We start from the raw sequence: 25,352 nt of genomic DNA, 5'->3' as shown, positions 1-25,352 counted from the left end.
CAATGTCTTTCTGGGCACGGCACCAAATCTTCGAAAAGAACTCGATCGTCCTGGTCGCGGGAATTCTGGTGGTGATCGCCATCGGCGGTCTCGTCGAGATCACCCCGCTGTTCTATCTCAAGAGCACGATCGAGAAGGTCGACGGCGTCAGGCCATACACGCCGCTCGAACTCGCCGGGCGCAACGTTTATGTCCGCGAAGGCTGCTACCTCTGCCATTCGCAGATGGTTCGCCCGCTGCGCGACGAGGTCGAGCGCTACGGCCACTATTCGCTCGCGGCGGAGAGCATGTATGACCATCCGTTCCAGTGGGGATCCAAGCGTACCGGGCCCGATCTGGCGCGTGTCGGCGGCAAATATTCCGACGAATGGCATGTCACGCATCTGAACAACCCGCGCGCGATCGTGCCGCAGTCGGTGATGCCCGGTTACGCCTTCCTGTCGCGGACGGAAGTCGACGAGGCGAGCGTGGCCGGTCATCTGCGCACCAACCGCGCCGTCGGCGTGCCCTATTCGGACGACCAGGTGGCCAATGCCATCGCCGACCTCAAGGCACAGGCCGATCCTGACAATGCCGGCGTGGATGCCTTCACCAAGCGCTATCCGAAGGCGGTTGCCCGCAATTTCGACGGCAAGAGCGGCGCGCCGACCGAAATGGATGCGCTGGTCGCGTACTTACAGATACTCGGCACGCTGGTCGACTTCAAACTTTACAACGAAAAAGCAAATCTTCGCTGAGAAGGCAGAACGATGAAAGCAATCCTCACGGTCCATAACCTGGCGTCGGACCTGGTCACGACGTTCTGGACGCCGATCTTCGTCGGAATCTTCATCGCCATCCTGACCTACGCGCTTTGGCCGCGCAACCAGGCCGCTTTCGACGAAGCGGCGAAAATGCCTTTGCGCGAGGAGTAATGCGATCATGACGAAACACGGCGATCTCGATCATGTATCGGGAAGAACCACCACCGGTCACGAGTGGGACGGCATCAAGGAGCTCAACACGCCGTTGCCGCGCTGGTGGTTGATCACCTTCTACCTGACCATTCTCTGGGCGGTCGGCTACTGGATCGTGTATCCGGCGTGGCCGCTGCTCTGGGGCCACACGACGGGGATATGGAATTATTCCACCCGCGCTGAGGTCGCCGCCGAGCTGGCCAATCTGGAAAAGATCCGCGGCGACAAGATGGTGGCGCTTGGCGCTGCCTCGCTGGAGGAGATCGAGAAGAATCCCGCGCTGCTGGCGCTCGCCCGCGCGCGCGGCAAGACGGTGTTCGGTGACAATTGCGCGCCTTGCCACGGCAGCGGCGGGGCGGGGGCCAAGGGCTATCCCAATCTAAACGACGACGAATGGCTGTGGGGCGGCAGCCTCGACCAGATCATGCAGACGATCCAGTTCGGCGCCCGCTCGGGGCATCCGAAGGCGCATGAGAGCGCGATGCTGGCGTTCGGCAAGGAGGGCGTTCTCAAGAAGGACCAGATCGTGACCGTCGCCAATTATGTCCGGTCGTTGTCCGGCCTGGCGACGGCGCCGGGGTACGATCGGGCCGCCGGCGCGAAGATCTTTGCGGAAAACTGCACGTCCTGCCACGGCGATAACGGCAAGGGAAATCAGGAACTCGGCGCGCCCGATCTGACCGACAAGATCTGGCTGTACGGATCGGACGAGGCGACGCTGGTGGAGACCATCAGCAACGGCCGCGCCGGCGTCATGCCCGCCTGGGTCGGCCGGCTCGATCCTTCCACGATCAAGGCGCTGACGGTCTACGTCCACTCGCTCGGTGGAGGCAAATAGCGACAGGGTGATGCGGCGTCGCCGTTCTGTTTGAGATGGATCAAACGCGGCTATGGAGCTGGGTCTAGAGTGAACGCCTGAGACGAGACCAACCCGGCGATGAACAAATCCGTGAGCCCGACCGACCTGCAGCTTGACGACGACGCGCCGCTTTATGCGGCGCAGAAAAAAGTCTATCCGCAGAGCGTTTCCGGAACGTTTCGCCGGACCAAATGGGGACTGATGGCGTTCTGCCTCGGGGTCTATTACTTGCTGCCGTTCGTGCGCTGGAATAGGGGCCTCGGCGCCCCGGATCAGGCGGTGCTGGTCGATCTCCCGAACAGCCGCTTCTATTTCTTCTTCATCGAGCTGTGGCCGCAGGAAGTCTACTACTTCACCGGCCTGTTGATCATAGCTGCCCTGACGCTGTTCCTGATGAACGCTGTCGGCGGCCGCATCTGGTGCGGCTATCTCTGCCCGCAGACGGTGTGGACCGATTTATTCTATGCCATCGAGCGGATGATCGAAGGCGACCGGCGCGAGCGCATGCGCAAGGATGCGGCCAAAGGCACGATGAAGCTCGAGCGCTTTGCCGAGATCCTGCTGAAGCATTCGATCTGGCTGATGATCGCGTGGTGGACCGGCGGCGCCTGGGTGCTCTACTTCAACGACGCGCCGACACTGGTGAAGCAGCTCATCACCTTCCAGGCGCCGATGATTGCCTATATCTGGATCGGCATTCTCACCGCGACGACCTATTTGCTCGCCGGCTTCATGCGCGAGCAGGTCTGCGTCTACATGTGCCCATGGCCACGCATCCAGGCCGCGCTCACCGATGAATGGGCGCTCAACGTCACCTATAAATACGATCGCGGCGAGGCGCGGACATCGCTGAAGAAGGCGAACGAACTGCGCGCGCTCGGTCAGCCAGTCGGCGATTGCATCGACTGCTATCAGTGCGTGGCCGTGTGCCCGACCGGCATCGACATCCGCAACGGGCCGCAGCTCGACTGCATCCAGTGCGGCCTCTGCATCGATGCCTGCGACACCGTGATGACCAAGATCGGCCGGGAAACCCGCCTGATCGGCTACGACAACGACATCAACATCCATCGGCGGCAGGAAGGCAAGCCGCCGATCTACCGGATCATCCGGCCGCGCACCGTCACCTACGCCGCCCTGATCGCTGCGGTCGGCGCGGTGATGCTCTATGTGCTGCTGACGCGCTCGCTGCTCGATATCAACGTGCTGCATGACCGCAATCCAGTCGCGGTAAAACTCTCCGACGGATCGATCCGCAACGCCTATACCGTGCGCCTATTGAACAAGCGCGGCTTCGACCGCGTGATCGCGATTGATATCGACGGCCCGGTCAACGCCACGCTCCATGTCATCGGAGCCGATTCCGTGACGCAGGACCGGCCCATGATCATCCTAGCGCGCGACACCACCACGGAATTGCGGATGCTGGTGACAGCGCCTGCGGAGAGCAATCCCGGAAAATCCGTTCCGGTGAATTTCCGCGTGACCGACATCGGGCTCGGCGAAGTGGCCTCCGCGACTGACCATTTCGTGTCGCCATGAAATCCGAGGGGAGCATTCACATGAACAGGGCATGGACGCCGAGACCGATCACGGGGCGCATGGTGTTCGTGATGACGGTGGTGTTCTTCGGCGTCGTGATCGGGGTCAACCTCCTCATGATGCGGCTCGCGATCCAGACCCTGCCGGGCACCGAGGTCGACAGCGCCTACGCTGCCAGCCTTGCCTATCAGAAGGAGATCGCTACCGCCCATGCCCAGAGCGCGCGCAACTGGAAGGTCGACGCCCATGTCGAGCGCAGCGGGCAGGGCGGCGCGACGCTACAGGTCGAGGCCCGCGACAATTCCGGGCGGCCGATGCCCGGACTTACATTTCTCGGCCGGTTCGAGCGGCCGACCGATCGCCGCGCCGATCAGCAGGTCATGCTCGCCGAAGTGAGCGCCGGCATCTATCGCGGAAGCGCGGAGACCATTGCGCCGGGGCAGTGGGATCTGGTGCTTGAAGGTGTCGCGTCGGGACAGCGGATGTTCCTGTCCAGAAACCGCATGTTGTTGAACTAGGAAGGCGCGATCAATGCAGGCGACGCGAGACTTTTCACATTATGTCCGGCATCTCGGCTCGGGGCTGTCGCATATCGATCTGGCAGTCGAGGGCGTCAATTGCGCGGGCTGCATGTCGAAGATCGAGCGCGGTCTTTCCGCGCTGCCGAACGTCACGCTGGCGCGCGTCAACCTGACCGACCGCCGCGTGGCGCTGGAATGGAAGGAAGGTACGCTCGATCCGGCCCGCTTCATCGACCGGCTGGCCGAGCTTGGCTACAAGGCCTATCCGTTCGAGCCTGTCCGCGCCGAAGCTGTCGAGACCGAGCAGGCGAGTTTTCTGCTGCGCTGCCTCGGAGTCGCGGCCTTTGCCGCGATGAACATCATGATGCTGTCGATCCCCGTATGGTCCGGCAATGTCACCGACATGATCCCGGAACAGCGTGATTTCTTCCACTGGTTGTCGGCGCTGATTGCCTTGCCCGCGGCGGCCTATTCAGGGCAGCCGTTCTTCCGCTCCGCCTGGACCGCCTTGCGGGCGCGCCGCACCAATATGGATGTGCCGATCTCGATCGGCATCGTGATGGCGCTCGCGATGTCGGTGATGGAGACGATCCACCACGCCGAGCATGCCTATTTCGATGCCGCGCTGATGCTGCTCGCCTTCCTGCTGGCCGGCCGTTACCTCGACCAGAGCATGCGCCGCAAGACGCGGGCGGTCGCCGGAAACCTCGCCGCACTCAAGGGAGAAACGGCGACCAAATTCATCGGCGCCGATGAAATCAGCGTCGTGCCGATTGCCGCGGTACAGGCCGGCGACATCGTCCTGCTACGTCCGGGCGAGCGCTCGGCCGTCGACGGCTCTGTGATCGAGGGACAGTCCAAGATCGACCAGAGCCTGATCACCGGAGAAACTCTGCCCGTGAAGGCTGGGCCGGGCACGGCCGTCTATGCCGGCACGCTCAATCTGTCGGGCGCCTTGCGGGTGCGGGTATCGGCGGCGTCCGAAGGCACGCTGCTGGCGGAGATCAGCCGGCTGCTCGACAATGCCGTGCAGGCGCGCTCCCGCTACGTACAGCTCGCCGACCGCGCCTCGCGGCTCTATGCGCCTGTGGTGCATACGGCGGCGCTGCTGACCATGCTGGGCTGGGCGGCCTATGGCGCCACCTGGCACGACGCTATCGTTACCGCTATCTCGGTCCTCATCATCACCTGTCCCTGTGCGCTGGGCCTGGCGATACCGGCAGTTCAGACCGTCGTCTCGGGCGCCATGTTCCGCACCGGCGTGCTGCTCAATTCCGGCGATGCCATCGAGCGGCTGGCCGACGTCGATCGCGCCGTGTTCGACAAGACGGGCACGCTGACCTTGCCGGAGCTTGACGTCACCAATGCGGTCGACGTGCCGCAAGATGTATTCGAGCTCGTCGGGCGGCTCGCCCTTGCCAGCCATCATCCCGTCGCCGCCGCGGTGGCCCGCGCCTCCGGCGCAAGGACGCCCTTGGCCGGAGTAGAGGAGGTAGCCGGCCTGGGCGTGCGCGGTTTCGTCCGCGGGCTCGAAGTCCGGTTGGGCCGGCCGTCGTTCTGCGGCGCGGACCAGATCGCCAACGAGATCCTGCACCGCGATCCGGAGGCCTCCGTCGTCGCCTTCCGTCACGGCGAGACGCGGCATGTCTTTGCGGTGAGGCAGCGCCTGCGCCCCGATGCGGCCGGCGCTATTGCCTCGCTCGTCAGGGCCGGGATCGAAGTCGAGATTCTGTCGGGCGACCGCGAACCTGCGGTGCGCCATGCCGCCGAACAGCTCGGCGTTCATGAATGGCGCGCGGGCGTCACGCCGGCGGACAAGATTGTCCGCATCGAGGAATTGAAACGCCAAGGCGTCAAGGTCCTGATGGTCGGCGACGGCATGAACGACGCGCCGGCGCTGGCGGCTGCGCATGCCTCGATGTCGCCGGTCAGCGCGACCCATTTGAGCCAGGCAACCGCCGATCTGGTGTTCCTCGGCGACCGCCTTGCGCCGGTCGTTGCGGCCATCGGCTTCTCGCAAAAGGCGCTGCTGCTGATGCGGCAGAACCTGTGGCTCGCCGCCGGCTACAACCTGCTTGCCGTGCCACTGGCCATCGCAGGCCTCGCCACGCCGCTGGTCGCCGCCGCCGCGATGTCGGGCTCGTCCCTGCTTGTGATCTTGAACGCGCTGCGCGCCCATCGCGGCGCGAGGGAGCTTTGCTGATGGAAGTCCTGGTATTTCTCGTGCCGCTCGCACTCACGCTCGGCGCCCTCGGCCTGGCGGGTTTTCTCTGGTCGCTCAAGAACGGCCAGTACGACGACTTGGAGGGGGCAGGGTGGCGCGCGATTGCCGATGATGAGCCAGTTTCGGAGGAGACGGCGTCTTCGACGGTGAGCGGGCGTCATTAGGTGCTCGGGCTCGCTGGCGCTTGTTTCTGCCAAGAATCACCCGCAGCCTGAACAGACCATTCCAGTGGGTGACCCGAATGGGAAGGCCTCGGTGCATGTCGACCGGAAGAGGGAAAGGTCTCGCTTGGTGGCCAAATTAACCCTCTCTTAACCATTCTCCCTCGTAACTATTGTTAAGGTACCGAGTTCAGATGCGTGCTGAAAAATGCGAGGACGGAGGAGAGCTGGATGCGGCGCGGATCAAGCCTAAAGATCGGGAAGGTCTACCGACTCACGTTTCCCGGCATCGCCGCTCGTGTGATCGAGCCTCCTGCCAATGTCCGAACCGGGAACTACCCATACCTCGTTGAGAGCCTCATCCTGAGAAGTCGTTGGTGGGTCAACGAACGTGGCGAGCCGGACAATATCCATTCGCCACTCTTGATAGTTGCTACTTCCGGCGAGGGTGAGATCGAAAGCGGGGTTAGCCTCTCTACTCAAGGTCAAGTATCCGGCGGGAAGTAGAACCGCAGCACCAGACGGAGCGCGATATAGAGCGCGATGATGATCGCTGCGCCGATGAGGAGAGTGTCCATGATCACTCCGTCGCGGCTTGAATACGAGAGGTTCGCTCGACACCAGCATTTACTTGCTTCGGGGTAGTCGCCGCTGGCGAACCTGGGTGGGCAGATGTGTGGGTAAGAAGACTGAATTGGTCAGAAATTTCGGTAATTTAGCCAAATTGGCGGAAGGGGTGTCCGTAGTTTTCATGTCTCGCCTCGTCTCATAGAGTCCAAGAAACCCCGATTCTACGGGGCTTTTTTATGTCTGGATAGTCCAGCAAGGGCTATTGCCATCCCGTGAAAGCTAGCGCATATTTGTACGTAGAGTCGTACATAGGGGGAATGCGATGGCGCGGCCCACCAACAAGCTTTCGGTGAAATTCACGGAGAAAGAGGACCTTAAGCCGGGTCTTTATGGCGATGGTGGAGGCCTCTATCTGCAGGTCAGCGACTTCAAGACCAAGGCCTGGGTCTTCCGTTACATGATGGCCGGCCGCGCCCGTAAGATGGGCCTGGGGGACTTCGAGCTGGTCAGCCTCAAGGATGCCCGCAAGAAGCGGGACGCAGCCTACGGGCTCGTTGTGGACGGTGTCGACCCCATTGAGGAGCGGAAAGCCCGCAAGGCCGAGCAGGCGGTAGAGAGGGCCAAGGCTCTAACGTTCAAGGAATGCGCAGAGCGTTACATTGAGGCGAACAAGTCAGGCTGGAAAAGTGACAAGCACGCCGGTCAGTGGGCATCGACCCTGGAGACATATGCGTATCCCTTCTTGGGCCATCTTCCGGTAGCAGCGATCGACGTTGGTCTGGTCATGAAGGTGCTAGAGCAGCGGACCGAAAAGAACGGGCGTCAGGGAACGCTCTGGAACATCAAAACCGAAACGGCTTTGCGGACTCGCGGCAGGATCGAAACGGTTCTGTCCTACGCAAAGGCCCGCGGCTACCGCAATGGCGAGAACCCGGCGACCTGGCGCGGGCATCTTGACCAGCTCCTGCCAGCGCGGTCTCAGGTGGCCCCCGTGGAGCACCACGCCGCATTGCCCTACAGCGACATGCCAGCGTTCATGGCGAAGCTTCGGGCCAAGGAAGGCGTTAGCGCCCGGGCGCTTGAATACACCATCCTGACCGCAGCCCGCACGGGTGACACGATCGGCGGCAAATGGAAGGAGATCGACAAGGACGAAAAGCTTTGGACGATCCCGGCGGCGCGGGTGAAGGGCAAGAAGGGCGCCCGCAAGCGAGATCACGTCGTCCCGCTCACAAAGCAGGCCCTGGCCGCGCTTGAAGCGGTGCCGACCGAAGGGGACTACCTTTTCCCGGGCGGGAAGGCCGACGCCGGCCTGTCAAACGCTGCCATGTCCGAATTGCTGAAGGGCATGGGCTATGCGCCGGACGTGGCGACCGTTCACGGCTTTCGGTCTACCTTCAAAGATTGGTGCATGGAGCAAACCGCCTACGGAGACGAACTCTCCGAAATGGCACTGGCGCACACCATCAAGGATAAGGTCAAGGCTGCCTACCACCGCGGCGACATGCTGGAGAAGCGACGCCGGCTGATGGCGGATTGGGCTGCCTACTGCACCGGCAAGACGGTTGGCGGCAGCAACGTCGTCAAGATCGGGGCGCGGAAATGAGCCGCGGTGGTGCCGGCAGAGGACAAGGGCGCAAGCCGGTCTTGGAGGACGCGCGAGCCCTCTTGGTGGGCGAGCACTGCGAAAATCTTTGGCTCGCGGAAGCAGAAGACCAAGCCATTGAACGCCACAACGCTACTCCAGAAGGGCGCATGATTGCAGCGGAACAAGAGCGCGCTCAGATGATCCCGGTTCTACTGCGCAGGCGCAGTCGGGAAGCGCTCGATGATATTCACGAGAGCATCAACGAGATCATCGACCCGGAGAACCCAGAGCAGGCGCGCCGCGGTATGTCACTGCCGACGCAGCGCCCATATGGGGCGAAGAAGGTCATTTTGGAAAAGGCAGCAGCTTGGTGCGAGGGCACATTCGGAATAGCCATCACGCCAAACAAAGCGGACGAATGCTGGGACCATTACAGGCGCGTCGTCGCGCATGCCGCTCGGAAGGTTTGATCTCCCCCCAATTGTTTCGGGGGCCGATTCCGGCATTATGATTGATTTGCTCCTAGGCCATTACGGCCTTAGGAGATCAGACAATGGTTCGGAAGGTAATGCGACTGCCCGCGGTGCTTGCTGCCACCGGATGGGCGAAGCCGACGCTCTACGCAAAGATCGCTGACGGCAAATTCCCGAAGGGGACGAAACTCGATCCCGACGCGCGCGCCGTGGTTTGGTTTGAGGATGAGGTCGAGGCGTTCCAGAAGGCCGCTGTGGCTGCTGCTTTGGAGGCCGCGTAACCCTCATGCCCACCAAAGAAAAGGCCCACCTGAGCGGCGGGCCGATTCCAGAGCATGTCTTGGCGGACAGCTCGGACAATAAGACCTCTTCCGACTTCGTGCAAGCCTTGGCCCGCAGTGTATTTGGTCGCGGCTATATCGTTGTGCATGAACCGATCGGCGACCGTTTCCGTAAGCGGACACCCTCCCGCATTCGAGCATGGAGGGCGCAATGAGCAGAACAATACCGACGCAGGTCACGCCCCGCCAGACCAACAGCGCGAGTTCGTGTTGGCAGCTCTCCGCACTGTCTGCAAGCGACTCGAACTCATTCGTGAGGAGGTGGCCTTTCACGGGGTAGCCTTGGCGAATGGATCGATTGATCCGCAAACCGCAGTTCGATGGACTGAGGAAGTAGCGCCCGGCTGTCTACCGCCCGAAGTCAATGCAACGTTCATTGCGAGGGGCTGGAAGCTGTGATGGAAAGCAACCGCCAACTCGACGCGCAGATCCTGCGACTTGATGCGAGGGCGTCGACGCCGGAACGGCTCCGGCGAACAAACACCGTCGAGCTGATGGCCCGAACATTCGACCCTCTCAAATGGGTGGTGCCGGGCTATCTCAGCGAAGGGTTTCTGGTTCTTGCGGGGCGGCAGAAGCTCGGCAAGACCTGGCTTGCCATTGACATGGCACTCGCTGTTGCGACCGGCGGCGTCGCGATGGGCTCCATCATGTGCGAGCAGGGCGACGTCCTGTATATCGACCTGGAGAACGGCGAACGCCGGATCCAGAGCCGCATCAAGACACTATTCCCGAATGAGCGAGACCGGCCGGACCTTTCTCGGTTGGAATGGGCGACGGAACCGCTGCGCCTCGACGGTGGCTTGCTTGAGTTGCTGGACAGGTGGCGTCTGGAGGTGCCGGCGCCACGGTTGGTTGTGATCGACGTGCTGCAGCGGATCAAACCGCCGGGCAACAGGAACCAGAATGCCTACGAGAGCGACTATTCCACTTGGGCGCCGTTGCAGAAGTGGGCAACGGAGCATGGGATAGCGGTTCTTGGCCTGCACCACACCAAGAAGGGCGGCGCGGACGACCCGCTGGAGGCGCTGAGCGGATCAAACGGACTGAGCGCCTGTGCCGATACGACGCTCGTTCTCGACGCCAACCAGAACGGCAAGACGCTGTACGTCCGCGGGCGCGACGTCGACGAGAAGGAAACCGCGCTCCTCTTCGCGGGCGGTTTCTGGACGATCCTGGGCGAGGCTGCTGAGGTCCGGCGGTCGGACGAGCGATCGCAGATCATTGCCGCGCTTCAGGATCACGGCGATCCAATGACACCGGCCGAGATCGTTGCCGCAACCGGCAAGCCTCGTGTCAGCGTCCAGCGTCTGCTTGGCAAAATGGCGAAGGCGGGCGAGGTGCATAAGGTCGGTAAGAGCCGCTACTGGCTTGAGCCCATGCCCCCCGGTAACAGTGGTCACACCGGTAACACCCGATCGAACACCATTGCTGCGACAGCAGAAATTCCCGACGAGCCTGTTACTGATCTCGAGGAGGCCGGTAACACCGGTAACTTTATCGACGAGCCCCACGTCTGGATCGATGGCAAGCCTGCCAGGCAGGCCGCTGCCCTGTTGCGCTCCCAGTTCACACCGGAAGAGCTGGGCGTCGACGTCTCCGAGGTCATCAGCAATCGACACAAATGCGATCACTGCTGGAAGCGCGGCGAGACCCTGGAGGTTCACCACGGCGGCTACCGGCGACACCTGCACCGCTACTGCATCGACAGATGGATTGCCGACTATGAGGAGCGGAACGCCGACGCTGGAGAATGAAAAGTTACCGGTGTTACCGCTGTGACCAGAGTTACCCCTGTTACCGGTGTTACCGAGGTCTGAAGATCAAGAGACCAGGAACCAATGGCTAAACCGTCTGAATACTCAAAAGAGATCGCGAACCAGATTCTGCAACGGATCATGGATGGAGAGATGTTGACTGGCATCTGTCGAGAAGAGGGGATGCCAAGCAGGTTGACGTTCTACAGGTGGATGAATGGCCGTGAAGACCTAAAGAACGATTACGCGCGCGCGAGGTTGGCTTGGGCTGACTTCTGGGCAGAGAGGGTTATTGAGGTCTCGTTTGACGATGCCGGCGACTTCTTCATTGAGAACGGCAAGGCGGTTGCGGACCACGCGAGAGTGCAGCGGGCCCGGCTGCAGACCGACAACATCAAATGGCTGGTGGGGAAGTATGCGCCGCGCACCTATGGCGACAAGCCAGCGGATGACAGCGAGTCCAAGAACCTGACGGTATCCTGGCAGAAGATCGAGCGGGTGATTATCGATCCAAGGCACGGACAGGCGCCACCGCCTGCACAGATCACCTATGATCCCGGCCCATTGCCTGCTCGTGTCGATCCCGAGATTCTCGTTCGCCTTGTGAACATGATCAAGGAGCGGGTGCCGAGAGCGGATCAGCGCTCACCTGATGCAGTGCTTGATGAAGTGATGGGCGTGATCGACCGCGCTTTGATTGCGGAATACGGGCAGCCGGCGGATGCATCTTCCGCCAATCACGCTGAAGTTACCTAGAAAATACGGGCTGTTTGTCTAGCTCAGTCTCGTAACGTACATCTCTACGTACAAAACAATTGGCAAAACAGATCGGTTCGCCTTACATTGTCAGCATCTGATTTGGCGACCCCGGCACCTCTGTGCCCCCCGGCGCACTACACTGAAACCGGGATCGCACCATGACTGACAAACACCTAGGCGAGTTGATGAGGCAGTGCGCGACGGCAACGCCGTTCGGGCGCCTGGCTGTCGTTGAGCAGCAAGCAGTCTTCGATTGGCTGATAGGCGGCGAACACATCACCCGCACCGGCAAGGCTCTGGAGCGTCCGCGGCTGATGCCGGTCGAGATTGCCCGCACCACTGACGGCCAGCCGATCTACGCGCCAGACGCCGATCTGTCCCCCACTGAAACGGTGATAATGAAATGAGCGGCGAGGACTTGGGCGAACTTGCCCGCATGCTCCAGACGCACACCCCGCTTTGCCAGCTATCCGACATGGAAGTCCGGGCTGCGCTCGAACTGATGCAGCAGCGCGGGTACCGCATCACCAAGGCTAAGACCAATGACTGAGCCCGTCCGCTTCTCCGACAACATTACGATCCGCGTCCAGCCCGAGATCACGGCGCTGGTTGATCGTGCTGCTCGTGCCAAAGGGAGCAAGCCTAGCGAATGGACTCGCCAAGCCCTTCTGGAGGCTCTACGTGCGGCCGGCCTCGATCCTGCCACGACACCCGCCGGCGACGGACGCGCGCTTTACGGCCCTCTAAATGGCTCCGAGCGTGGTGGTCGCTCATTCAAAGAGCATGCTGGCATACTGGCTGATGGCGAGGACTATCCCCCATGCACAACCCATCGCAAATAGTGCTTTTCGGACCAACATCATGGCACGGCACCAATTAATCAGCGCCCCAACTGAAGGATCGATCACAATGGGGCTATTTGGCGGCCACTTTGAGCCAACAACCTGTCAATACGGCTGCGTAGTTCTCAACATCACAGAGGCTCAATGAGCGAAAATCGCGACGAAGCTACGGGCCAATTCACGCCATCCACCGAAGGGCTATTCGGCCGTGAGTATGAAAACGCCAAGGCGGGCTTTACGACCAGGAAGGATGAGCCCGCGGAGCAAGACGCGCCGGAGGGCGATCCTGTCCGGCAAGCTGCAGCTAACCGCGCGGCATCGCAGGTGCCTGAGCTGGAGCTTTCGGTAACGGAGCTTCGTGGCGAGATTGATACCAAAGAGGCTGTCACCGTCGAGCAGGCGGCCAAGGATTATGCGGCGACCCGCACCGATCTGCTGAAGTTTGCCGACGGTCTCGACCTGGCCACCCTCACCGACAAAGTCGATGAGGAGCGGGCGAAGGTCATCAAGGGTGATCCGAAGATTGCGGAGCAGCTCGGCGTTGAGATGTCGGCCAAGGAAGACGCCAAGGCCGAGACTGCGCAGAACGTGCCTGGCAACGACGATGCCGCGGACGCGATCGATACGATGGAAGGTCTCGATCCTGAGACCCGCAAGGCGTTGAAGATTCCGCAGGTGCGGCAGGCTCTGGAAGGTGAGTTTGCCAAGGCTGAGGCAGTCCAGCAGAGTTACGCAAACGCCCTCAACGTCGCAAACCAGTATGCGATGGCGAACCTGGTCGATCACTTCCCCGAGTTGGCCAACATTCCGGCCGAGCAGTGGGAGCCTGCCCTTAATCTCCTGTCACAGCAGGATCCTCAGCGCTTCAATCGTGCGATGGGCGTACTGCAGCGGGTTAGTCAGCTCCAAAGCGCCCAGGCGCAATGGCAACAGCAGCAGGCCCAGGTCCAGCAGCAACAGTTTCAGACAATGCGCCAGCAGTACAGCCGCGCGTCAGATGCGGCGCTTGGCCCGATGACGATGGCTGAAAAGGCCGAGATGGTCGAGGATCTCGTTTCTTACGTCGCCGAATACGGGCTATCGCGTGAGCAGTTTGCGCGTGAAGCAGAAACAAACCTGGCACTCCACCATCCTGCATTTCAGCGACTTGCAGCCGATGCAATAAAGTACCGGCGGATGGTGGCGGCGCCGAAGGCGGTCCCGCAGGCCTTGCCTCCGGTCCAGCGGCCTGGCGTTTCCCAGCCGAACCGGAGCACCACTGACCATTCATCCAAGATCCAGGCACTGCAGAAGCAACTTGCATCCGCCAAGGGTGACAAGGCGGCGCGCATCGCCGGTCAGATCAAATCCTTGAAGAGGGCATCATGAGCGAGGACGACTTTCTGCAGCAGGTAGACCAAGCCGCGAGGAACTGGACGGGGGAGGGTCGTGGTCCCGACCAGATCGCAGCCGATTTCCATCTGTATGGTCATAGCAAGAGGGCGGAGGCGCTTGATCAGTTTGACGAGCATCTGCGCAAGCTTGGATCGGTCGAAGGCGATCTGAGGGGCTACAGCCGACTAAGCTTGCTGCGTCGGAATCTGGGTAAGGCGCATAGCACCTTGATCAAGGCTGGCCGATGAACAGTCCTGTTTTGCAGGCACTGCTGAACGCTCGCATCCAGGAAGAGCCGACAGCCTTTGGCAAGTGGTGCATTCAGGCAAACGTCCGTGCGTTGCCGGCGGCGCCTGTTCACGTCGCGGCCTTCATCCGTGATTGTGAGCAGGTGGCCCCCATCGAAAAGATTTGGGAGGCAGTCAAGGAGATTTCCGACTCGCACCTCGCTAACGGCTTCGCCGATCCAACAGCGGGGGGTGCAGTGGCGGAGGTGATCAGCAGCATTGCCGCGATCCCTCCGCCGCGCTCGTGGCCGAAGGCAATGGGGCCGCGCTTCAAGGCGCTTCCTTACGATGTCCAGTGCTACTTGGCTGCGCGTGAGAAAGAACAGGACCGCGCAGTGAGACGGGCTCAAAACGAGGCCGCGGATGCCAGGAAGGCGCTCGCAGCAATCCAGCAACGAGGGAAAGCAGAAGATGGCAATCAATCGCACGCCGCCGCTTGACGAGCGGATCAGGGCAACATGCGCAGAGGCCGAGGCGTTTGTGGACGCAAAGGCGGCTGAGCTGAAGAAGCAGTTTGAAGGCCTGCCAGTTGCAATGCTGCGGCGAGACCTGACGAACAAGGCGCCGGGCTGTGTCTGCAAGCAAGCACTCGCCATTCTTGCGGGGAGTAAGCAATGATTCAGTATGGCGGACTGCTGGGAGCAATAACTGAAGCAGTGGATATCCAGGCCGAGCTGGATTGCTCACCGGAACGGGCCTTCGCGATCCAGCGGGAGAGGGCTGCGGCGCGACTGGCTGAGATCGAAGAGCCGGCCAGCAACGTCGTTTACGGCGTGGACTTCCGCAAGGGCAGAGCGTGACCTGGCTCGATACCCTGCTTGCTCGTGGTGACGAGGCAAAGCGCGCGGACACTGTGCCCCTTGCTCCCGCACGCCAATCAGCGAAGCCACGGCCAAGAGCTGACATCAAAGCGGTGTCGGTGCAAACCGCAGCGCCGTTCGGGGACAACCCTGGCGCTATCACTGTCGGTTTTTATTCGGTGCATGACGACGTGGTGGTGATGCACGACGAGGCCGGAATACCGACAGGGAAGCGCCAGCACTTGGGGGCAGGAGAGGATCCCCGCGGCGTAGCGTACCGACTGACGCGCGAGTCCTGGCAGGCGAAGGCGCCGGACTTCAATCGTCCGCTTAACCATCAACCGTTGGGCATTGCCTGACATTATTAGGACGTAGATCGTGTTTCGACATTTTGGACGCATCTTCGGCAAGCTGGTGATGTAGTCGGCGGAGTCACGAAGCGTGACAGCTTCTTGCCCTGGGCAACGATACCGGATCCTCGAACTTGTTCTGCCAGTCAGCCTTTGTATCGGGCTTGATTCTGAATCAACTGCGCGACCTGAAATACAAGGTCGTCTCGTGGCCGTCGCGCAGAACTTGCCTGCGTTCGATTAAACCATCCCGAGCCATCAGCCTCAAAGTGTGCTTAATACTCGCCGGTGACCACATCTTCAGTTGCTTCCAAAGCAACAGGCCAGATACCGCGTTTTCTTCGCCAATAGGAATGAGTTTGGCCAACTCGTCAGAAATAGACATGTGACAAAGCTCGATCAGTAAATGATGAACTAGGGCGAAAAAATGCCCCTTGATAATCTATTACTTCCGTCCATTTCGGACGCGGATCGACCCAGCCAATTGAGCGGCACCGCGTGCACTTCAAATGTGTGCAGATATCGTACCAGTTACAACTCGGGAGTCTGAGTTAAACTAGCCAAAGGGTCAACTGACGCCGATCACGATCCTCATGCCGTTCGACAAAATCAGAGATCGTAGGGGGGAGATCGCGCATTTGCAGATCGCAGCGACGGCGCAATTCGTGCGCGACGTCTTCGGAAACGTCTTCCGACCAACGTTCGGCGGTATTGAAGGCGACGATGCGGATCGGGTTGCTATATTGGCCGGTCAGCAGGTCTTGAATTACCGTTTCGAGGTCGGTGGTTTCGTAATCTGCTTCGGACCACGCGCGGCCTAATCGACCGAAATCATCCGCTACCAAGTAAACCGTCTCATCGTTGTCATTCGGGACTATTGATGGCGTCCAACTAGACCTACGCATTATGAACTCCACGCAATGCGAATCTAAATCGACCTGTGCTGAATCGTTCCGGCGCGCCGGAATTGGAACCCCGCCTATGATGACGCGTTGCCGCTTGCAATGGGAGGTATTGCAGGATGGCAAAGGCAAAGAAGAAATCAGCCCGCGGACGCACGCAGGACCGTGCACGGGTCGCCGGCGGGCAGGACTATGAAGTGCGCTACACGGCGAAGAAGACAAAGAAGTCCGCCAGCGCTGTGAAGAAGGCCGTCAAGAAAGTTGGCAGCGGTCGCAAGCGGGTCGAGCGCCGGCTTGGGCGTTAGGAACCACTGGTGGAGTGGGTGATTGAAATGATGTCGCACTTCCCCCCGTGCGACACCTCGGAAGGGTCTCAGCGCCGCCGCTGGGGCCCTTTCGTAGTTGGGTCGCCAACCGCGGCGGTCTCAATGCGCCATGATCGCTGCGGCGAATGTGAATGCGCATAAACACGCGGCAGCGAGGGACCAAAGCGTAATGGTTACAGGTCGCGGCATAGTGTGTTCCTGGAGCATTATCCAGCGCCCCGCAAAAGCGCCTTGCCGGTAATGCTGGTCGGCACGATTTGGACCGCTACTTCTGCCTATTGATCTGAAAACTGAATTTCACTTCAAGCACCGGGCCGGTCTCGTCTCTGACCTCAATCGCCATCTGATGGTTTCGATTGCCATCATAGCTGGGCCCGCGAACCGCATTCCCAGCCAGTTCCGCCAAGGATCGTGTGGCCTCCTCCTGCACGGCCGCGACGTCCCGCAGTTCCAGCCCCTCTTCATCAACCGCTAGATCGTCCTCATCGCGCAAATCCAAATAGTAATGGGGCATCGGATCTCGTCCAAGCGACTTTGCTCCAGAGAAGAATCAGATCGTTGGTTCGTTCCAAGCTGAACAAAAGAAAAACCGACCTCAGGCGAACAGCTCGGCGCCTGCCGGCGTGAAGGGTATGAGAGTAGCGGCGACATTTGAGTAAGGTCGCGAAAAACGGCCCCAGCCTGGGGGCAATCAACGCTGGGGCCGCCATTCCAATGCGCCATGCAGGGGGGCGTGGCGCCCGCATCAACGCGAACGGTTACAGGTCCGTTCCTGGCGAGCCCTAGACAGCCTCGTAAGCTGTTGGCTGCTTTTCAGGAGTCTTCGGAATTTTGAATGTCATGGGGAAGGTGCCTTCTACCAAACGCTCGTAATCCGATTGCTCCTCGGACAGACGCCTTTCAATAAATTGGCGCTCTAGATCAGTAAGCTTGGTTTGGAGCAAACGCCGGTAGCGGGCGATATTATTGCGATGGGTTCGTAAGCGGGCAATGTTTTCGTCCATCATCGTCGTCATCCTTTGACGGTCGTTACAGCTTTCCCTTTTGGCTAGAGGGGCGATGCCCCGGCGAAAAAATTAGGCGCGGGCGGCAACCTGTCAAGAGGCTTGGCGGGGTAGTCCTTTGGGCGACGGGGCAGCGAGGCGTCGGATACGACCTGCAACGGTTAGGTCTGGCGCGTGTCGTCCGGAAGTGTCCGGGGCCTTAACCCCCGGGCGCGCCTCTATTCCACAAGGCGAAGAGTTCGGCGCCGTTTCATTCGATCGAGAGCAAGGACAACCTCATCTCTATCGAGGACGGCGATGAGCCTGTGCACTGTACGTGTAGCGTCGTGTGGACCTGGCGCGATGTATTCTGCGAGGATGCGCCTGGCGTCCTCCATAGCTCGCAATACCGTGTCCTGATCCGTGTTATTCATGGTACGCGCCTCACGGAGCGTTCACACAACGCAAGGCGTTGAGAGTTCGTTCCTACGAAAGGGGCTGGGGCCGGCATTCAAACGCGCCGGTTGAGTGACGGTTGCCTACTGGCCTTGCGACCTACGGTCCCTAGGGTGCGCAATTCTGCCAAGAATCACACCCAGCCTGAATGGGCCATTCCGGTGGGTAAGGCCCGGCGCGTGTCGTCCAAAACCGTCGTGCGCCGGGCCGCCCGCGCAGTGCCAAACTGGGGCGGCCTACGCTGGCGGGCCTACAGCGATCCTAGCACTTGCCATGCGATCGCCAGAACCAAGATGACAACCATCGCATAGGCGGTCCTGCGGCCAATCCGGTTCACTTTAGTAGACCCGGCCATGCCGCCGATAACCCGCTTGCGCGCCCCCGAAATATGGATTGATGACGCACTGTGCCGAGCGGCCCGATGCCGACGCGTTGCATTGAGGCAGCGACGTGTATCCGCATTCGTAATAGGTGGCCGGGCCGTATACCCGCAGGCAAACCGGATAAGCCGGATCGTACATCTGGGCAGCCGCCGGCCCCATTGAGATTATCCCGATCGCCAAAATCGCCAAGACCAGGATGCGCATCAGAGCCTCCTTCAGCACTCACTCCAAGACCTCATATTCAAAGGCAACGCCTTCGGGATCGTTTTCTTCGAACTATTTTTTCGCGGCGTCCGTGGTGGCGAACACCTTGACGTGCTCGGCGTCGCCAACCTGCTTGCTGGTGTTTACGTAGACAAAAACCGTCATAGCAAGATCATCCTGTAGCCTTGGGTCCTCAAACCGGGTGTACCAGGGCAATAGGTTGCTCAAGCAATAGGTTTCTGGTCGTGCCAATGAGGATACCCAGTCCGAAACGGCCCCGGCGCGGAAGCTGGGAGTGCGCGTGCCGGAGCCGTCCCCTTGCGCGCCCTAACGAGCGCAGAATCTACACTATCGGGGAAAACAAGAACCGGGCCGGCCTCTTTGTCATACCCTGAACTCTGGCGGGTTAATCCCTTCGACACATAAGCTTAGTGGAATTTGACGCCGATCAAGCGTTCGGTTCGCCATATCACAGTGCACCCGCACCTCAAGCGATCAGCAACGATCAGAAGGGTAAATTGCGTCGGGATGCCCATTGCGCCGACCACCTCCAGCGACGCCCCAGTGGCGGACTGGTTGCGAATTAGACAGGCGATCGTGCGCCCGTTGAACTCGATGCTTCCTGACTTCAAAGCGCTTCATTCCAACTCGGCATTACCTCGTCACGTTTTCACAATTCGAACGCATCGCTGAGCCTCCTGCTGGCCCCATTGAGGCCAGGTATCTGCTGCATGACTGCGTCCAAATCAGCTCGAATAAGTATTGCATTTTGGCCATCCCCTGATCATTGGAGACAAGGATAGCTCGCCCATTGTTTCAGGACGTTTTCCTCGCGTGAGAAAACGGTTTCGTCCAAATAAAGACGCCGCCGGTCTCGAAATACATGCTGGAGCAATGTCTATGCCAAGCTTCGGAGAAACGGCCCGAGCCACGGGGGGAGGAGGCTGGGGCCGTCATTCCAATGCGCCATGGGACGGGCTTGGCGACTGCACCGCCGTGGGCAGTGCCCGTTTCTAACGGTGGGGACGTGCCGGCTGATCAGCGGGTAGGGGTGACGGGTGCCGGCCGATGCAAACTTAGTGAACCGTTAAACTCCAGATTGGTATGCATGACCTAATCGCGGCAACGCCCAAGCCCCCGCGAGAGTACGGAAACCCGCCGATCTCAACCCCGGCGGGTTTCTGGGGTCTAGTCGATTCACTCCAGAACCTCATATTCAAACGCAACGCCTTCCGGATCGTTCTCCGCAAACCACGTTTCGGCAGCGTCCTGATTGGCGAACACCTTGATATGCTCGGGGTCACCAACCTGCTTGCCCGTGTTGACATAGACAAAGACGGTCATTGATCTCTTCTAAGCTTGCCGCCGTCAGGAAGGCGGGATGTTAACTTCTTCTTAAATATTCGGCCGAGATAATTCACAGTTTAAGAAATTGCGAATCATCGGGCTGGAGATTTCCCATGCTCACGACGGTTCTTTTGATGGCCTTGGGCGCGCTAGCCGCTTGCACAGCTATTCTTGTTCGTTTCGAGTTGCTGGCCCGAAGACGAAGGGCTTAGCTACGACCGGCTAGGCCCATTTGGGCTGCGCCATAGAGAGGCCGCACATCGGCACCGCGCTTGCCGCACGCCTTGCAGACGAATGCGGCTCGATATCGGAGAGCCGAACATGGTCTGGCCAACGATCGGCGGGCAGGCTGGTGGAGTGGCTGCAATGGTAGTCGCTGCAGAAGACGACGACGCCAAAGACGCCGGCCTCTCGCATCTCTCCGAAGGTGATCTTCTTCTCTCGTGGCATGCGCCCAATTCTGACAAGAATCGGATCCAACCTGAATTAGCCATTCCGGGGGGTGACCGGGGGTGGCAGGGCCCGGCGCGTGTCGTCCGGAAACGTCGTGCGTCGGGCCGCCAAATGAGGTCTAGCCGCCCAGTAGCGGACTTCTAGCCTAGTCCTTCCAAATGCGCTCTCCGCACTATCCGCATTCAAATATATGAATGACGTCTCCGCTTTCAGATTCCATGATCGTTTTGAGGAGAGTGAGCCTTCCGCCGCAGAAACGGCAGTCATGGTTTGATTGGTCCTGAACAGAGGCAATCTTCTCAGCTCGAGCTCCATGGCGGCCCCCCAGAAAGGGTAGGGTACGGAGCACCGGTTTCCTGACACTAATTGGGCAACGATTGATGTTACCAACAGTTCAGACGATCACCGTCGCGATCGATCAGTACGCAGAGAAGGCGCTAGGCAACCGCGATTACTTTCTCAACAAGCCCTACGGCGTCGGCGAACCGGGAAAGACGCGCTGTAATCCGTGCTCTGGAACCATCGTGTCGGGCTTGCGCCCGCCATTGTTTCTGCTCTTCATTGCCATTTTTTCCCGGTAGAAAGATTTGCGCTTTCCGCATGATGGGCGCACTGGGACAGTCGTGGCGTAACCCTGCCCCGCGCCACGGCTGTCTCTTTTAAGAACGAGAGTGTGTGCAGGGCGGTCCAACGAAAGGGTTGGGCGGTCGGAGCTGGTGATGCGCGAACAATTGAAATGGTACGGCGACAAGGCGGATGACTCGCCATGGATTCGCGCGCTTGCTGAACTTCGCCAGCGGGCCGCCCGTGAAGGCCACTGCTATCAACACGTTCAGGCGATCACCGTCGCGATTGATCAATACGCGGAGAAGGCGCTGGGCAATCGCGATTAATTTCTCAACAAGCCGTATGGCGTTGGCTGACTACCCGGAGGCTGGCCTCCTACGCCAAAAGGCGTATACGCCGTGCCTCGGCCCGCTTGCCCATGTCGTCGGCAGCGTCACGCATGACGGTGCGGCAGGGCTTGACGATCCTGTCGTCAATCTGCGCGCATTACCTACTTCGGCTGATGACGTGCCATCTCGCCACGCAAGGTCTCGGAACCGGACCCAACGGTTAAACGTTATCAACAGTTAGAATTCCAAGCTGCGCACTGCGTTTACGCAGCAGGCGGAGTAAGGCTCATGGATACCACCACACTTCTCATTATTGTGCTTGTTATTCTGCTGATTGGCGGCGGCGGGTGGTACGGCCGAGGACGCTGGTACTAAACGTTAGATCGATCCGTGGTCAATCTTCACGTCTCGTCTGTCCCGATGGTGACACCGCCTGGACCGACGCCAACTGTGGCGTTGGAGTCGTAACGGCGACGGTCCCTATAGTCGCGGTCGTCACGGTCTTCGAAATGCCGCCCGGTCTGCATATCGACTTGGGCCATCTTGACACCTTGGGCCTTAACCTGAGTGACGAGCGGGGCGGTCATCAGCACACCTGCCGCCACGACTAACAGGCTGCTGAAAAAGCTGATTGCAGGAGCGATTTTCTTGATCGGCGCGAGGATGCGGCGACTTCCGAGGTCTGAACGACGCCGTAGGCGGTGTCTCGGAGGCGATTTTGCTTCATTTTCGATGCTCCAGACAGACTCATGCCGTCGTTGCCAGAATTTTCGGGATGCGAACGAGGTTGTAGGCGGTCGCGGTCAATACGAAGAACCACTCGACCAATCCTCGGCCGCGATGGCGTGTCTTGCGCAGCCCGCCAACGGTCTTGATCCAGCCGAACGGCTCCTCGATCCGCTTGCGCTTGATCGTGCTGATGCGATAGCCGGGATGACGGGTGGTGCGCGCATCGATCGCCGAGCGGCGATTGGCATTGTTCTGGGAGACATGCGGGGTGCAGCCGCGCTCACGACAGCCTGCGACGAAGTCGGCAGTGTCGTAGTTCTTGTCACCGCCCACCGTGCTGCCAGGCTTGGCATTATCCTCGATCATGTCGAGCGCGGTGGTCCGCTCCGCGGTGCCGTTGGCCTCGGTCAGTCGCGCATCGACGATCAGCCCGTTGCGGTTCTCCGTCATCAGATGACCCATGTGACAGAGCTTGGCCTCCTTGCCGGCGCCTTTGCGGAACAGCCTGGCATCCGGGTCAGTGTTCGAAGAATGCGTGTCATTCTTGCGCTTCTCGCCATGGAAGTCGCGCTCGGCGTTGCGCCCGCCACTGCCCTTGGCCGCCGGCGGTCTGCCATCGCCATCCTTCGGCACAAAACTCTTCATGCTGGCCCAGGCCTCGATCAACGTGCCGTCGACGGAGAAGTGCTCGCTGGACAGCAGCTTGCTCACTTGCGGAAGGTTGAGAACGCTCGCGAAAAACTTCGCCGCGATATCACCGTCGAGCAGGCGGTCCCTGTTCTTGCAGAACACGGTCGCGTCCCACACCGTATCGTCCGCAGACAGGCCGACGAACCAGCGAAATAGCAGGTTGTAGTCGAGTTGCTCCATCAGCTGCCGTTCCGAGCGCACCGTGTAGAACGCCTGCAGCAGCAGCGCTCGCAACAGCCGCTCCGGCGGGATCGACGGCCGTCCTTCGCGCGCATACAGTCGATCGAACGATCGCGACAAATCCTTCAGCGCCGCGTCAACAAGCTCCCGGATCGCTCGCAGCGGATGGTCCGTAGGGATCCGTGTCTCCAGCCGCACGTAGCTGAAAAGGCGTTCCGCATGCTCATCTTCGCCGCGCATCCCGATCCTCAGTCGAAAGGAATCAACCACATGCACAGAATCACACTCCGATCGCCTCGCAAAACGACTTTTTCAGCAGCCTGCTAAAGCGATCTTCATCATGGGGAGTTCCTCCTTGGCCTGATTGGAGGTGCAACGGGCACAAACGCTGAGGGGTCCACTAGGGAGTCCCATCGTGCATCGGCCGCCTAGAATTTCCATCATCGCTATGAACAAAGCTGTGACCTGAACCGTCTTATTTAGATGGAGATGGTACATGGATCAGAGTGAAGATCCCCGGGAACTAGAACGCAAGATCGACCAAGCGACCCGGATTGTCTCGCGTATCAATGATCAGACGACCGTGGAGCGACTGACGGCTTGGATTGAAGAGCTAAGGCAGAGGTTGCGGCAGCGTCTGGAGGCGAGACGCACAAAGCAGGCGATCAGTGCACGCGCCCGGGAAATTTGGGAACAGAACGGGTGCCCTGCAGACCGCGACTTGGAGTTTTGGCTTCAAGCCGAGTCTGAGCTCAGTTAGCGCCATCGGCAGTAATCGACTGCCTCAGGATTGGCCGCTCGGACGTGTGTCTGAATGTCTCGATCTGTCGATCCAGTTGCCATAGCTCCACGTCGTGACCATCAACGAGCTGCTGGGCGAGCCTGATGGCCTCGGCCTCATCATCGCAACGGATGTCGATGCGGCTCTGTACGTGGCCGTCCGGCCCCATGATGTAGGCGCGGTATTCTTGCATCTGCCGCTTCCAAAAGAGACACTGAGAGAGCCATAAATGCTTTGCACGTAGGCCCGGTTCCAGGATCCGAAGCTCTTACCAGCCCTGCATAAGGGGCCGGGCGTTCGGGTCATGTATCCGGCGGAAAGTAGTTTCGCAGCGTCAACCGAACAGCGACGTACAGGGCGACGCAAACCGCGATCACAATGAGGGCTATATCCATTTGTCTGCCTCCGCGCTCGGAGGGCGACAAACCCGCTCAATTAGCTTGCCGACGGCAATAATGATTGCGACGACTGCAAGGCCGACGGCAAAAAGGGTATCTGGATCATCGAGAACCGTTTGTGCGCTTGATTGTGCGTAGGCCCAGTCGCAGGATACAAAATACAATAAAATCAGATAGTTAAATCTATTTCTGGCGGAAGGGGTGGGATTCGAACCCACGGTACCCTTGCAGGCACGCCGGTTTTCAAGACCGGTGCCTTAAACCACTCGGCCACCCTTCCTTGCCTTTACGATCAAGCGCTTAGCCGATGCGAAGGTGGGAGCACAAGAGAAGAAAACTGGATTTGTCGGGAAACACCGGGGCGGTAGGCACGAAGAACCAGTATCGCTGGTTGAGCCGGAGAAGCCACCCTGCACGCACCGGGAAAGGGTGGTGACGGATCAGCGGCAGTTCGCTTAGCCGGCGGTCTGTCGGCACTTGCCAATTTCGCCGGGACGCATCGTCCCGGCATCGCTGCCCCAATTGGTTCGGGCGTTTCGCTAGCCGAATGCAACTGCCAGCAGGCCCGAGCAGAGGAGCACGAAACTGGCCGTCGTCAGAGCGAGAAATCCGTTGGAGACTATGTCGTGGCTGCGCATGGGACACCTACCACACCAGATGCTCGTCCGAATTTATTAAAGCTTTCCGAATCCCTGATCCGAACTATCGCCATTTCTCTGTCTGAAGTCCGGGCGGGCTACCCGAACCCCGGCCGTCAAAACTCAAGCTCTGTAACGATAGCCTTCAAATGCATGGGCTAAGAAAATGCCTGCGCTCACCAGGCCCATCACCGCTGTAACCGTCTCGATCATCGCACAAATCCTTTGCGCCCCTGCGATCCACAGAACGACTCCACCGTTGCACAGTCAAAAAGATTCACCGGGCGGAATCGCAGATCGGTCGTGAGTGGTGATTTGATGCAACAGATTGTCTGAAAGCGGCACAGAAAGGCCTAAGACGAAGGATGCATACACGATGAATCGTGGCGCTGTGCCCGTAAATCAACGGATAGAGCAGGCAACCATTCATTCACCACACGCGACCAGATCATTCGTCACGCGCGACCACACCCCATTTCCGCCGTGTTCCGGTTGCGATATCTTCACCACGTGATGCGGAGGTGGGCCGCATCGTGGGGATCAGGCCGTAGCGCTTCAACGTAGGCAGCAGGCCGCTGAAAA

Annotated in this window: 34 protein-coding genes and 1 tRNA gene; 24 read left to right on the top strand and 11 right to left on the bottom strand. The window is 60.0% G+C overall.

The window, feature by feature from the left end; genetic code table 11:
* The first annotated feature begins 2 nt into the window (after positions 1-2).
* The 20 genes from ccoO to ACH79_RS32640 all read left to right on the top strand — a co-directional run bounded on the left by ccoO (position 3) and on the right by ACH79_RS32640 (position 15,413).
* Positions 3-737, top strand: a complete 735-nt coding sequence (gene ccoO / locus ACH79_RS32735; protein WP_161854635.1) for a cytochrome-c oxidase, cbb3-type subunit II — start codon at positions 3-5, stop codon at positions 735-737.
* A gap of 12 nt (positions 738-749) precedes the next feature.
* A complete protein-coding gene (locus ACH79_RS32730; protein WP_161854634.1) occupies positions 750-914 on the top strand; it encodes a cbb3-type cytochrome c oxidase subunit 3 in 165 nt (54 codons plus the stop codon).
* Positions 915-921: 7 nt separating this feature from the next.
* Positions 922-1,794, top strand: coding sequence for a cytochrome-c oxidase, cbb3-type subunit III (gene ccoP, locus ACH79_RS32725; protein ID WP_161854633.1), 873 nt, complete (start codon positions 922-924; stop codon positions 1,792-1,794).
* 99 nt (positions 1,795-1,893) lie between these two features.
* On the top strand, positions 1,894-3,357 hold the full coding sequence (gene ccoG, locus ACH79_RS32720; protein ID WP_161854632.1) for a cytochrome c oxidase accessory protein CcoG: 1,464 nt from the start codon (positions 1,894-1,896) through the stop codon (positions 3,355-3,357).
* Positions 3,358-3,377: 20 nt separating this feature from the next.
* Positions 3,378-3,875, top strand: a complete 498-nt coding sequence (locus ACH79_RS32715; RefSeq protein WP_161854631.1) for a FixH family protein — start codon at positions 3,378-3,380, stop codon at positions 3,873-3,875.
* A 13-nt stretch (positions 3,876-3,888) separates the two neighbouring features.
* On the top strand, positions 3,889-6,081 hold the full coding sequence (locus tag ACH79_RS32710) for a heavy metal translocating P-type ATPase (RefSeq protein WP_161854630.1): 2,193 nt from the start codon (positions 3,889-3,891) through the stop codon (positions 6,079-6,081).
* Positions 6,081-6,266, top strand: a complete 186-nt coding sequence (gene ccoS, locus ACH79_RS32705; RefSeq protein WP_161854629.1) for a cbb3-type cytochrome oxidase assembly protein CcoS — start codon at positions 6,081-6,083, stop codon at positions 6,264-6,266. Before ACH79_RS32710 ends, ccoS begins: the two co-directional genes overlap by 1 nt.
* An 889-nt stretch (positions 6,267-7,155) precedes the next feature.
* Entirely contained in the window at positions 7,156-8,439 is a 1,284-nt protein-coding gene (locus ACH79_RS32700; protein WP_161854628.1) for a site-specific integrase, read from the top strand.
* Entirely contained in the window at positions 8,436-8,891 is a 456-nt protein-coding gene (locus ACH79_RS32695; RefSeq protein ID WP_161854627.1) for a hypothetical protein, read from the top strand. The genes ACH79_RS32700 and ACH79_RS32695 overlap by 4 nt, the downstream gene beginning before the upstream one ends.
* A gap of 83 nt (positions 8,892-8,974) precedes the next feature.
* Positions 8,975-9,175 carry an AlpA family transcriptional regulator gene (locus tag ACH79_RS32690; RefSeq protein ID WP_161854626.1) on the top strand — a complete coding sequence of 67 codons (201 nt, stop codon included), beginning with the start codon at positions 8,975-8,977 and terminating at the stop codon, positions 9,173-9,175.
* A 458-nt stretch (positions 9,176-9,633) separates the two neighbouring features.
* The gene (locus tag ACH79_RS32685; RefSeq protein WP_161854625.1) at positions 9,634-10,992 is read left to right on the top strand and encodes an AAA family ATPase; all 1,359 of its coding nucleotides are present in this window, start codon (positions 9,634-9,636) and stop codon (positions 10,990-10,992) included.
* 84 nt (positions 10,993-11,076) lie between these two features.
* Positions 11,077-11,748, top strand: a complete 672-nt coding sequence (locus ACH79_RS32680) for a hypothetical protein (RefSeq protein ID WP_161854624.1) — start codon at positions 11,077-11,079, stop codon at positions 11,746-11,748.
* A 161-nt stretch (positions 11,749-11,909) separates the two neighbouring features.
* The gene (locus ACH79_RS32675; protein ID WP_161854623.1) at positions 11,910-12,158 is read left to right on the top strand and encodes a hypothetical protein; all 249 of its coding nucleotides are present in this window, start codon (positions 11,910-11,912) and stop codon (positions 12,156-12,158) included.
* The gene (locus ACH79_RS32670) at positions 12,155-12,301 is read left to right on the top strand and encodes a hypothetical protein (protein ID WP_161854622.1); all 147 of its coding nucleotides are present in this window, start codon (positions 12,155-12,157) and stop codon (positions 12,299-12,301) included. Before ACH79_RS32675 ends, ACH79_RS32670 begins: the two co-directional genes overlap by 4 nt.
* A 436-nt stretch (positions 12,302-12,737) precedes the next feature.
* Positions 12,738-13,961 (top strand): hypothetical protein, encoded by a 1,224-nt coding sequence (locus ACH79_RS32665; protein WP_161854621.1) that lies wholly within the window; start codon positions 12,738-12,740, stop codon positions 13,959-13,961.
* A complete protein-coding gene (locus tag ACH79_RS32660) occupies positions 13,958-14,215 on the top strand; it encodes a hypothetical protein (RefSeq protein ID WP_161854620.1) in 258 nt (85 codons plus the stop codon). Before ACH79_RS32665 ends, ACH79_RS32660 begins: the two co-directional genes overlap by 4 nt.
* Complete coding sequence (locus ACH79_RS32655; RefSeq protein WP_161854619.1) at positions 14,212-14,694, top strand: hypothetical protein; 483 nt, start codon at positions 14,212-14,214, stop codon at positions 14,692-14,694. Before ACH79_RS32660 ends, ACH79_RS32655 begins: the two co-directional genes overlap by 4 nt.
* Positions 14,666-14,872 carry a hypothetical protein gene (locus ACH79_RS32650; RefSeq protein WP_161854618.1) on the top strand — a complete coding sequence of 69 codons (207 nt, stop codon included), beginning with the start codon at positions 14,666-14,668 and terminating at the stop codon, positions 14,870-14,872. The genes ACH79_RS32655 and ACH79_RS32650 overlap by 29 nt, the downstream gene beginning before the upstream one ends.
* On the top strand, positions 14,869-15,054 hold the full coding sequence (locus ACH79_RS32645) for a hypothetical protein (protein ID WP_161854617.1): 186 nt from the start codon (positions 14,869-14,871) through the stop codon (positions 15,052-15,054). The genes ACH79_RS32650 and ACH79_RS32645 overlap by 4 nt, the downstream gene beginning before the upstream one ends.
* A complete protein-coding gene (locus ACH79_RS32640; RefSeq protein ID WP_161854616.1) occupies positions 15,051-15,413 on the top strand; it encodes a hypothetical protein in 363 nt (120 codons plus the stop codon). The genes ACH79_RS32645 and ACH79_RS32640 overlap by 4 nt, the downstream gene beginning before the upstream one ends.
* Positions 15,414-15,579: 166 nt before the next feature.
* On the opposite strand, the gene ACH79_RS32635 is transcribed toward ACH79_RS32640, so the two are convergent.
* Both ACH79_RS32635 and ACH79_RS32630 read right to left on the bottom strand, forming a co-directional pair.
* Positions 15,580-15,789 (bottom strand): hypothetical protein, encoded by a 210-nt coding sequence (locus ACH79_RS32635; protein ID WP_161854615.1) that lies wholly within the window; start codon positions 15,787-15,789, stop codon positions 15,580-15,582.
* 166 nt (positions 15,790-15,955) lie between these two features.
* Positions 15,956-16,249: a hypothetical protein gene (locus ACH79_RS32630; RefSeq protein ID WP_246738224.1), complete on the bottom strand. Its 294-nt coding sequence runs from the start codon at positions 16,247-16,249 to the stop codon at positions 15,956-15,958.
* A gap of 176 nt (positions 16,250-16,425) precedes the next feature.
* Between ACH79_RS32630 and ACH79_RS32625 the strand changes: the two genes are divergently transcribed.
* Positions 16,426-16,611, top strand: a complete 186-nt coding sequence (locus ACH79_RS32625; RefSeq protein WP_161854613.1) for a DUF3606 domain-containing protein — start codon at positions 16,426-16,428, stop codon at positions 16,609-16,611.
* Positions 16,612-16,897: 286 nt separating this feature from the next.
* Here ACH79_RS32625 and ACH79_RS32620 read toward each other — a convergent pair whose 3' ends face one another.
* The 5 genes from ACH79_RS32620 to ACH79_RS32605 all read right to left on the bottom strand — a co-directional run bounded on the left by ACH79_RS32620 (position 16,898) and on the right by ACH79_RS32605 (position 20,455).
* Positions 16,898-17,146, bottom strand: a complete 249-nt coding sequence (locus ACH79_RS32620; protein ID WP_161854612.1) for a hypothetical protein — start codon at positions 17,144-17,146, stop codon at positions 16,898-16,900.
* Between the two features lie 268 nt (positions 17,147-17,414).
* Complete coding sequence (locus ACH79_RS32615; RefSeq protein WP_161854611.1) at positions 17,415-17,639, bottom strand: hypothetical protein; 225 nt, start codon at positions 17,637-17,639, stop codon at positions 17,415-17,417.
* Between the two features lie 770 nt (positions 17,640-18,409).
* The gene (locus ACH79_RS32610) at positions 18,410-18,658 is read right to left on the bottom strand and encodes a DUF3551 domain-containing protein (RefSeq protein WP_161854610.1); all 249 of its coding nucleotides are present in this window, start codon (positions 18,656-18,658) and stop codon (positions 18,410-18,412) included.
* A gap of 1,197 nt (positions 18,659-19,855) precedes the next feature.
* A complete protein-coding gene (locus ACH79_RS43325) occupies positions 19,856-20,002 on the bottom strand; it encodes a hypothetical protein (protein ID WP_202639090.1) in 147 nt (48 codons plus the stop codon).
* A gap of 225 nt (positions 20,003-20,227) precedes the next feature.
* On the bottom strand, positions 20,228-20,455 hold the full coding sequence (locus tag ACH79_RS32605) for a hypothetical protein (RefSeq protein WP_371419307.1): 228 nt from the start codon (positions 20,453-20,455) through the stop codon (positions 20,228-20,230).
* A gap of 383 nt (positions 20,456-20,838) precedes the next feature.
* Here ACH79_RS32605 and ACH79_RS43320 point away from each other — a divergent pair, with 383 nt between their 5' ends.
* Together ACH79_RS43320 and ACH79_RS43315 are read left to right on the top strand one after the other, a co-directional pair.
* Positions 20,839-21,039, top strand: coding sequence for a hypothetical protein (locus ACH79_RS43320; protein ID WP_202639374.1), 201 nt, complete (start codon positions 20,839-20,841; stop codon positions 21,037-21,039).
* A 138-nt stretch (positions 21,040-21,177) separates the two neighbouring features.
* Complete coding sequence (locus ACH79_RS43315) at positions 21,178-21,351, top strand: hypothetical protein (RefSeq protein WP_202639089.1); 174 nt, start codon at positions 21,178-21,180, stop codon at positions 21,349-21,351.
* A 404-nt stretch (positions 21,352-21,755) separates the two neighbouring features.
* Here the strand turns inward: ACH79_RS43315 and ACH79_RS32600 are convergent, their stop codons facing one another.
* Both ACH79_RS32600 and ACH79_RS32595 read right to left on the bottom strand, forming a co-directional pair.
* Entirely contained in the window at positions 21,756-21,896 is a 141-nt protein-coding gene (locus ACH79_RS32600; protein ID WP_161854609.1) for a hypothetical protein, read from the bottom strand.
* A 205-nt stretch (positions 21,897-22,101) separates the two neighbouring features.
* The gene (locus ACH79_RS32595) at positions 22,102-23,193 is read right to left on the bottom strand and encodes an IS5 family transposase (protein ID WP_161853322.1); all 1,092 of its coding nucleotides are present in this window, start codon (positions 23,191-23,193) and stop codon (positions 22,102-22,104) included.
* Between the two features lie 256 nt (positions 23,194-23,449).
* Between ACH79_RS32595 and ACH79_RS45230 the strand changes: the two genes are divergently transcribed.
* Complete coding sequence (locus tag ACH79_RS45230) at positions 23,450-23,713, top strand: DUF2934 domain-containing protein (protein WP_161854608.1); 264 nt, start codon at positions 23,450-23,452, stop codon at positions 23,711-23,713.
* On the opposite strand, the gene ACH79_RS32585 is transcribed toward ACH79_RS45230, so the two are convergent.
* Positions 23,706-23,927, bottom strand: a complete 222-nt coding sequence (locus tag ACH79_RS32585) for a hypothetical protein (RefSeq protein WP_161854607.1) — start codon at positions 23,925-23,927, stop codon at positions 23,706-23,708. The two genes, ACH79_RS45230 and ACH79_RS32585, sit on opposite strands and share 8 nt — an antisense overlap.
* 395 nt (positions 23,928-24,322) lie before the next feature.
* Positions 24,323-24,412, bottom strand: a tRNA-Ser gene (locus ACH79_RS32580).
* Positions 24,413-25,352 lie beyond the last annotated feature (940 nt).

It is taken from the genome of Bradyrhizobium sp. CCBAU 051011, from assembly GCF_009930815.1.
GTDB lineage: Bacteria > Pseudomonadota > Alphaproteobacteria > Rhizobiales > Xanthobacteraceae > Bradyrhizobium.
The sequence above is the reverse complement of the archived record's forward strand: the minus strand, read 5'-3'. Positions and strand labels throughout refer to the sequence as shown.

Coding starts and splice junctions, on each gene's coding strand:
- ACH79_RS32710 (WP_161854630.1), top strand. CDS start 3,889: ATGCAGGCGACGCGAGACTTTTCACATTATGTCCGGCATCTCGGCTCG.
- ACH79_RS43315 (WP_202639089.1), top strand. CDS start 21,178: ATGCGCGAACAATTGAAATGGTACGGCGACAAGGCGGATGACTCGCCA.
- ACH79_RS32615 (WP_161854611.1), bottom strand. CDS start 17,639: ATGATGGACGAAAACATTGCCCGCTTACGAACCCATCGCAATAATATC.
- ACH79_RS32690 (WP_161854626.1), top strand. CDS start 8,975: ATGGTTCGGAAGGTAATGCGACTGCCCGCGGTGCTTGCTGCCACCGGA.
- ccoO (WP_161854635.1), top strand. CDS start 3: ATGTCTTTCTGGGCACGGCACCAAATCTTCGAAAAGAACTCGATCGTC.
- ACH79_RS32700 (WP_161854628.1), top strand. CDS start 7,156: ATGGCGCGGCCCACCAACAAGCTTTCGGTGAAATTCACGGAGAAAGAG.
- ACH79_RS32585 (WP_161854607.1), bottom strand. CDS start 23,927: ATGCAAGAATACCGCGCCTACATCATGGGGCCGGACGGCCACGTACAG.
- ACH79_RS32695 (WP_161854627.1), top strand. CDS start 8,436: ATGAGCCGCGGTGGTGCCGGCAGAGGACAAGGGCGCAAGCCGGTCTTG.
- ACH79_RS32625 (WP_161854613.1), top strand. CDS start 16,426: ATGGCAAAGGCAAAGAAGAAATCAGCCCGCGGACGCACGCAGGACCGT.
- ACH79_RS45230 (WP_161854608.1), top strand. CDS start 23,450: ATGGATCAGAGTGAAGATCCCCGGGAACTAGAACGCAAGATCGACCAA.
- ACH79_RS32670 (WP_161854622.1), top strand. CDS start 12,155: ATGAGCGGCGAGGACTTGGGCGAACTTGCCCGCATGCTCCAGACGCAC.
- ACH79_RS43325 (WP_202639090.1), bottom strand. CDS start 20,002: ATGACCGTCTTTGTCTATGTCAACACGGGCAAGCAGGTTGGTGACCCC.
- ACH79_RS32650 (WP_161854618.1), top strand. CDS start 14,666: ATGGCAATCAATCGCACGCCGCCGCTTGACGAGCGGATCAGGGCAACA.
- ACH79_RS32685 (WP_161854625.1), top strand. CDS start 9,634: ATGGAAAGCAACCGCCAACTCGACGCGCAGATCCTGCGACTTGATGCG.
- ACH79_RS32595 (WP_161853322.1), bottom strand. CDS start 23,193: ATGCGCGGCGAAGATGAGCATGCGGAACGCCTTTTCAGCTACGTGCGG.
- ccoG (WP_161854632.1), top strand. CDS start 1,894: ATGAACAAATCCGTGAGCCCGACCGACCTGCAGCTTGACGACGACGCG.
- ACH79_RS32680 (WP_161854624.1), top strand. CDS start 11,077: ATGGCTAAACCGTCTGAATACTCAAAAGAGATCGCGAACCAGATTCTG.
- ACH79_RS32730 (WP_161854634.1), top strand. CDS start 750: ATGAAAGCAATCCTCACGGTCCATAACCTGGCGTCGGACCTGGTCACG.
- ACH79_RS32655 (WP_161854619.1), top strand. CDS start 14,212: ATGAACAGTCCTGTTTTGCAGGCACTGCTGAACGCTCGCATCCAGGAA.
- ACH79_RS43320 (WP_202639374.1), top strand. CDS start 20,839: ATGTTACCAACAGTTCAGACGATCACCGTCGCGATCGATCAGTACGCA.
- ACH79_RS32675 (WP_161854623.1), top strand. CDS start 11,910: ATGACTGACAAACACCTAGGCGAGTTGATGAGGCAGTGCGCGACGGCA.
- ACH79_RS32620 (WP_161854612.1), bottom strand. CDS start 17,146: ATGCCCCATTACTATTTGGATTTGCGCGATGAGGACGATCTAGCGGTT.
- ccoS (WP_161854629.1), top strand. CDS start 6,081: ATGGAAGTCCTGGTATTTCTCGTGCCGCTCGCACTCACGCTCGGCGCC.
- ACH79_RS32645 (WP_161854617.1), top strand. CDS start 14,869: ATGATTCAGTATGGCGGACTGCTGGGAGCAATAACTGAAGCAGTGGAT.
- ACH79_RS32635 (WP_161854615.1), bottom strand. CDS start 15,789: ATGTCTATTTCTGACGAGTTGGCCAAACTCATTCCTATTGGCGAAGAA.
- ACH79_RS32600 (WP_161854609.1), bottom strand. CDS start 21,896: ATGGCCCAAGTCGATATGCAGACCGGGCGGCATTTCGAAGACCGTGAC.
- ccoP (WP_161854633.1), top strand. CDS start 922: ATGACGAAACACGGCGATCTCGATCATGTATCGGGAAGAACCACCACC.
- ACH79_RS32660 (WP_161854620.1), top strand. CDS start 13,958: ATGAGCGAGGACGACTTTCTGCAGCAGGTAGACCAAGCCGCGAGGAAC.
- ACH79_RS32610 (WP_161854610.1), bottom strand. CDS start 18,658: ATGCGCATCCTGGTCTTGGCGATTTTGGCGATCGGGATAATCTCAATG.
- ACH79_RS32605 (WP_371419307.1), bottom strand. CDS start 20,455: ATGCCACGAGAGAAGAAGATCACCTTCGGAGAGATGCGAGAGGCCGGC.
- ACH79_RS32665 (WP_161854621.1), top strand. CDS start 12,738: ATGAGCGAAAATCGCGACGAAGCTACGGGCCAATTCACGCCATCCACC.
- ACH79_RS32715 (WP_161854631.1), top strand. CDS start 3,378: ATGAACAGGGCATGGACGCCGAGACCGATCACGGGGCGCATGGTGTTC.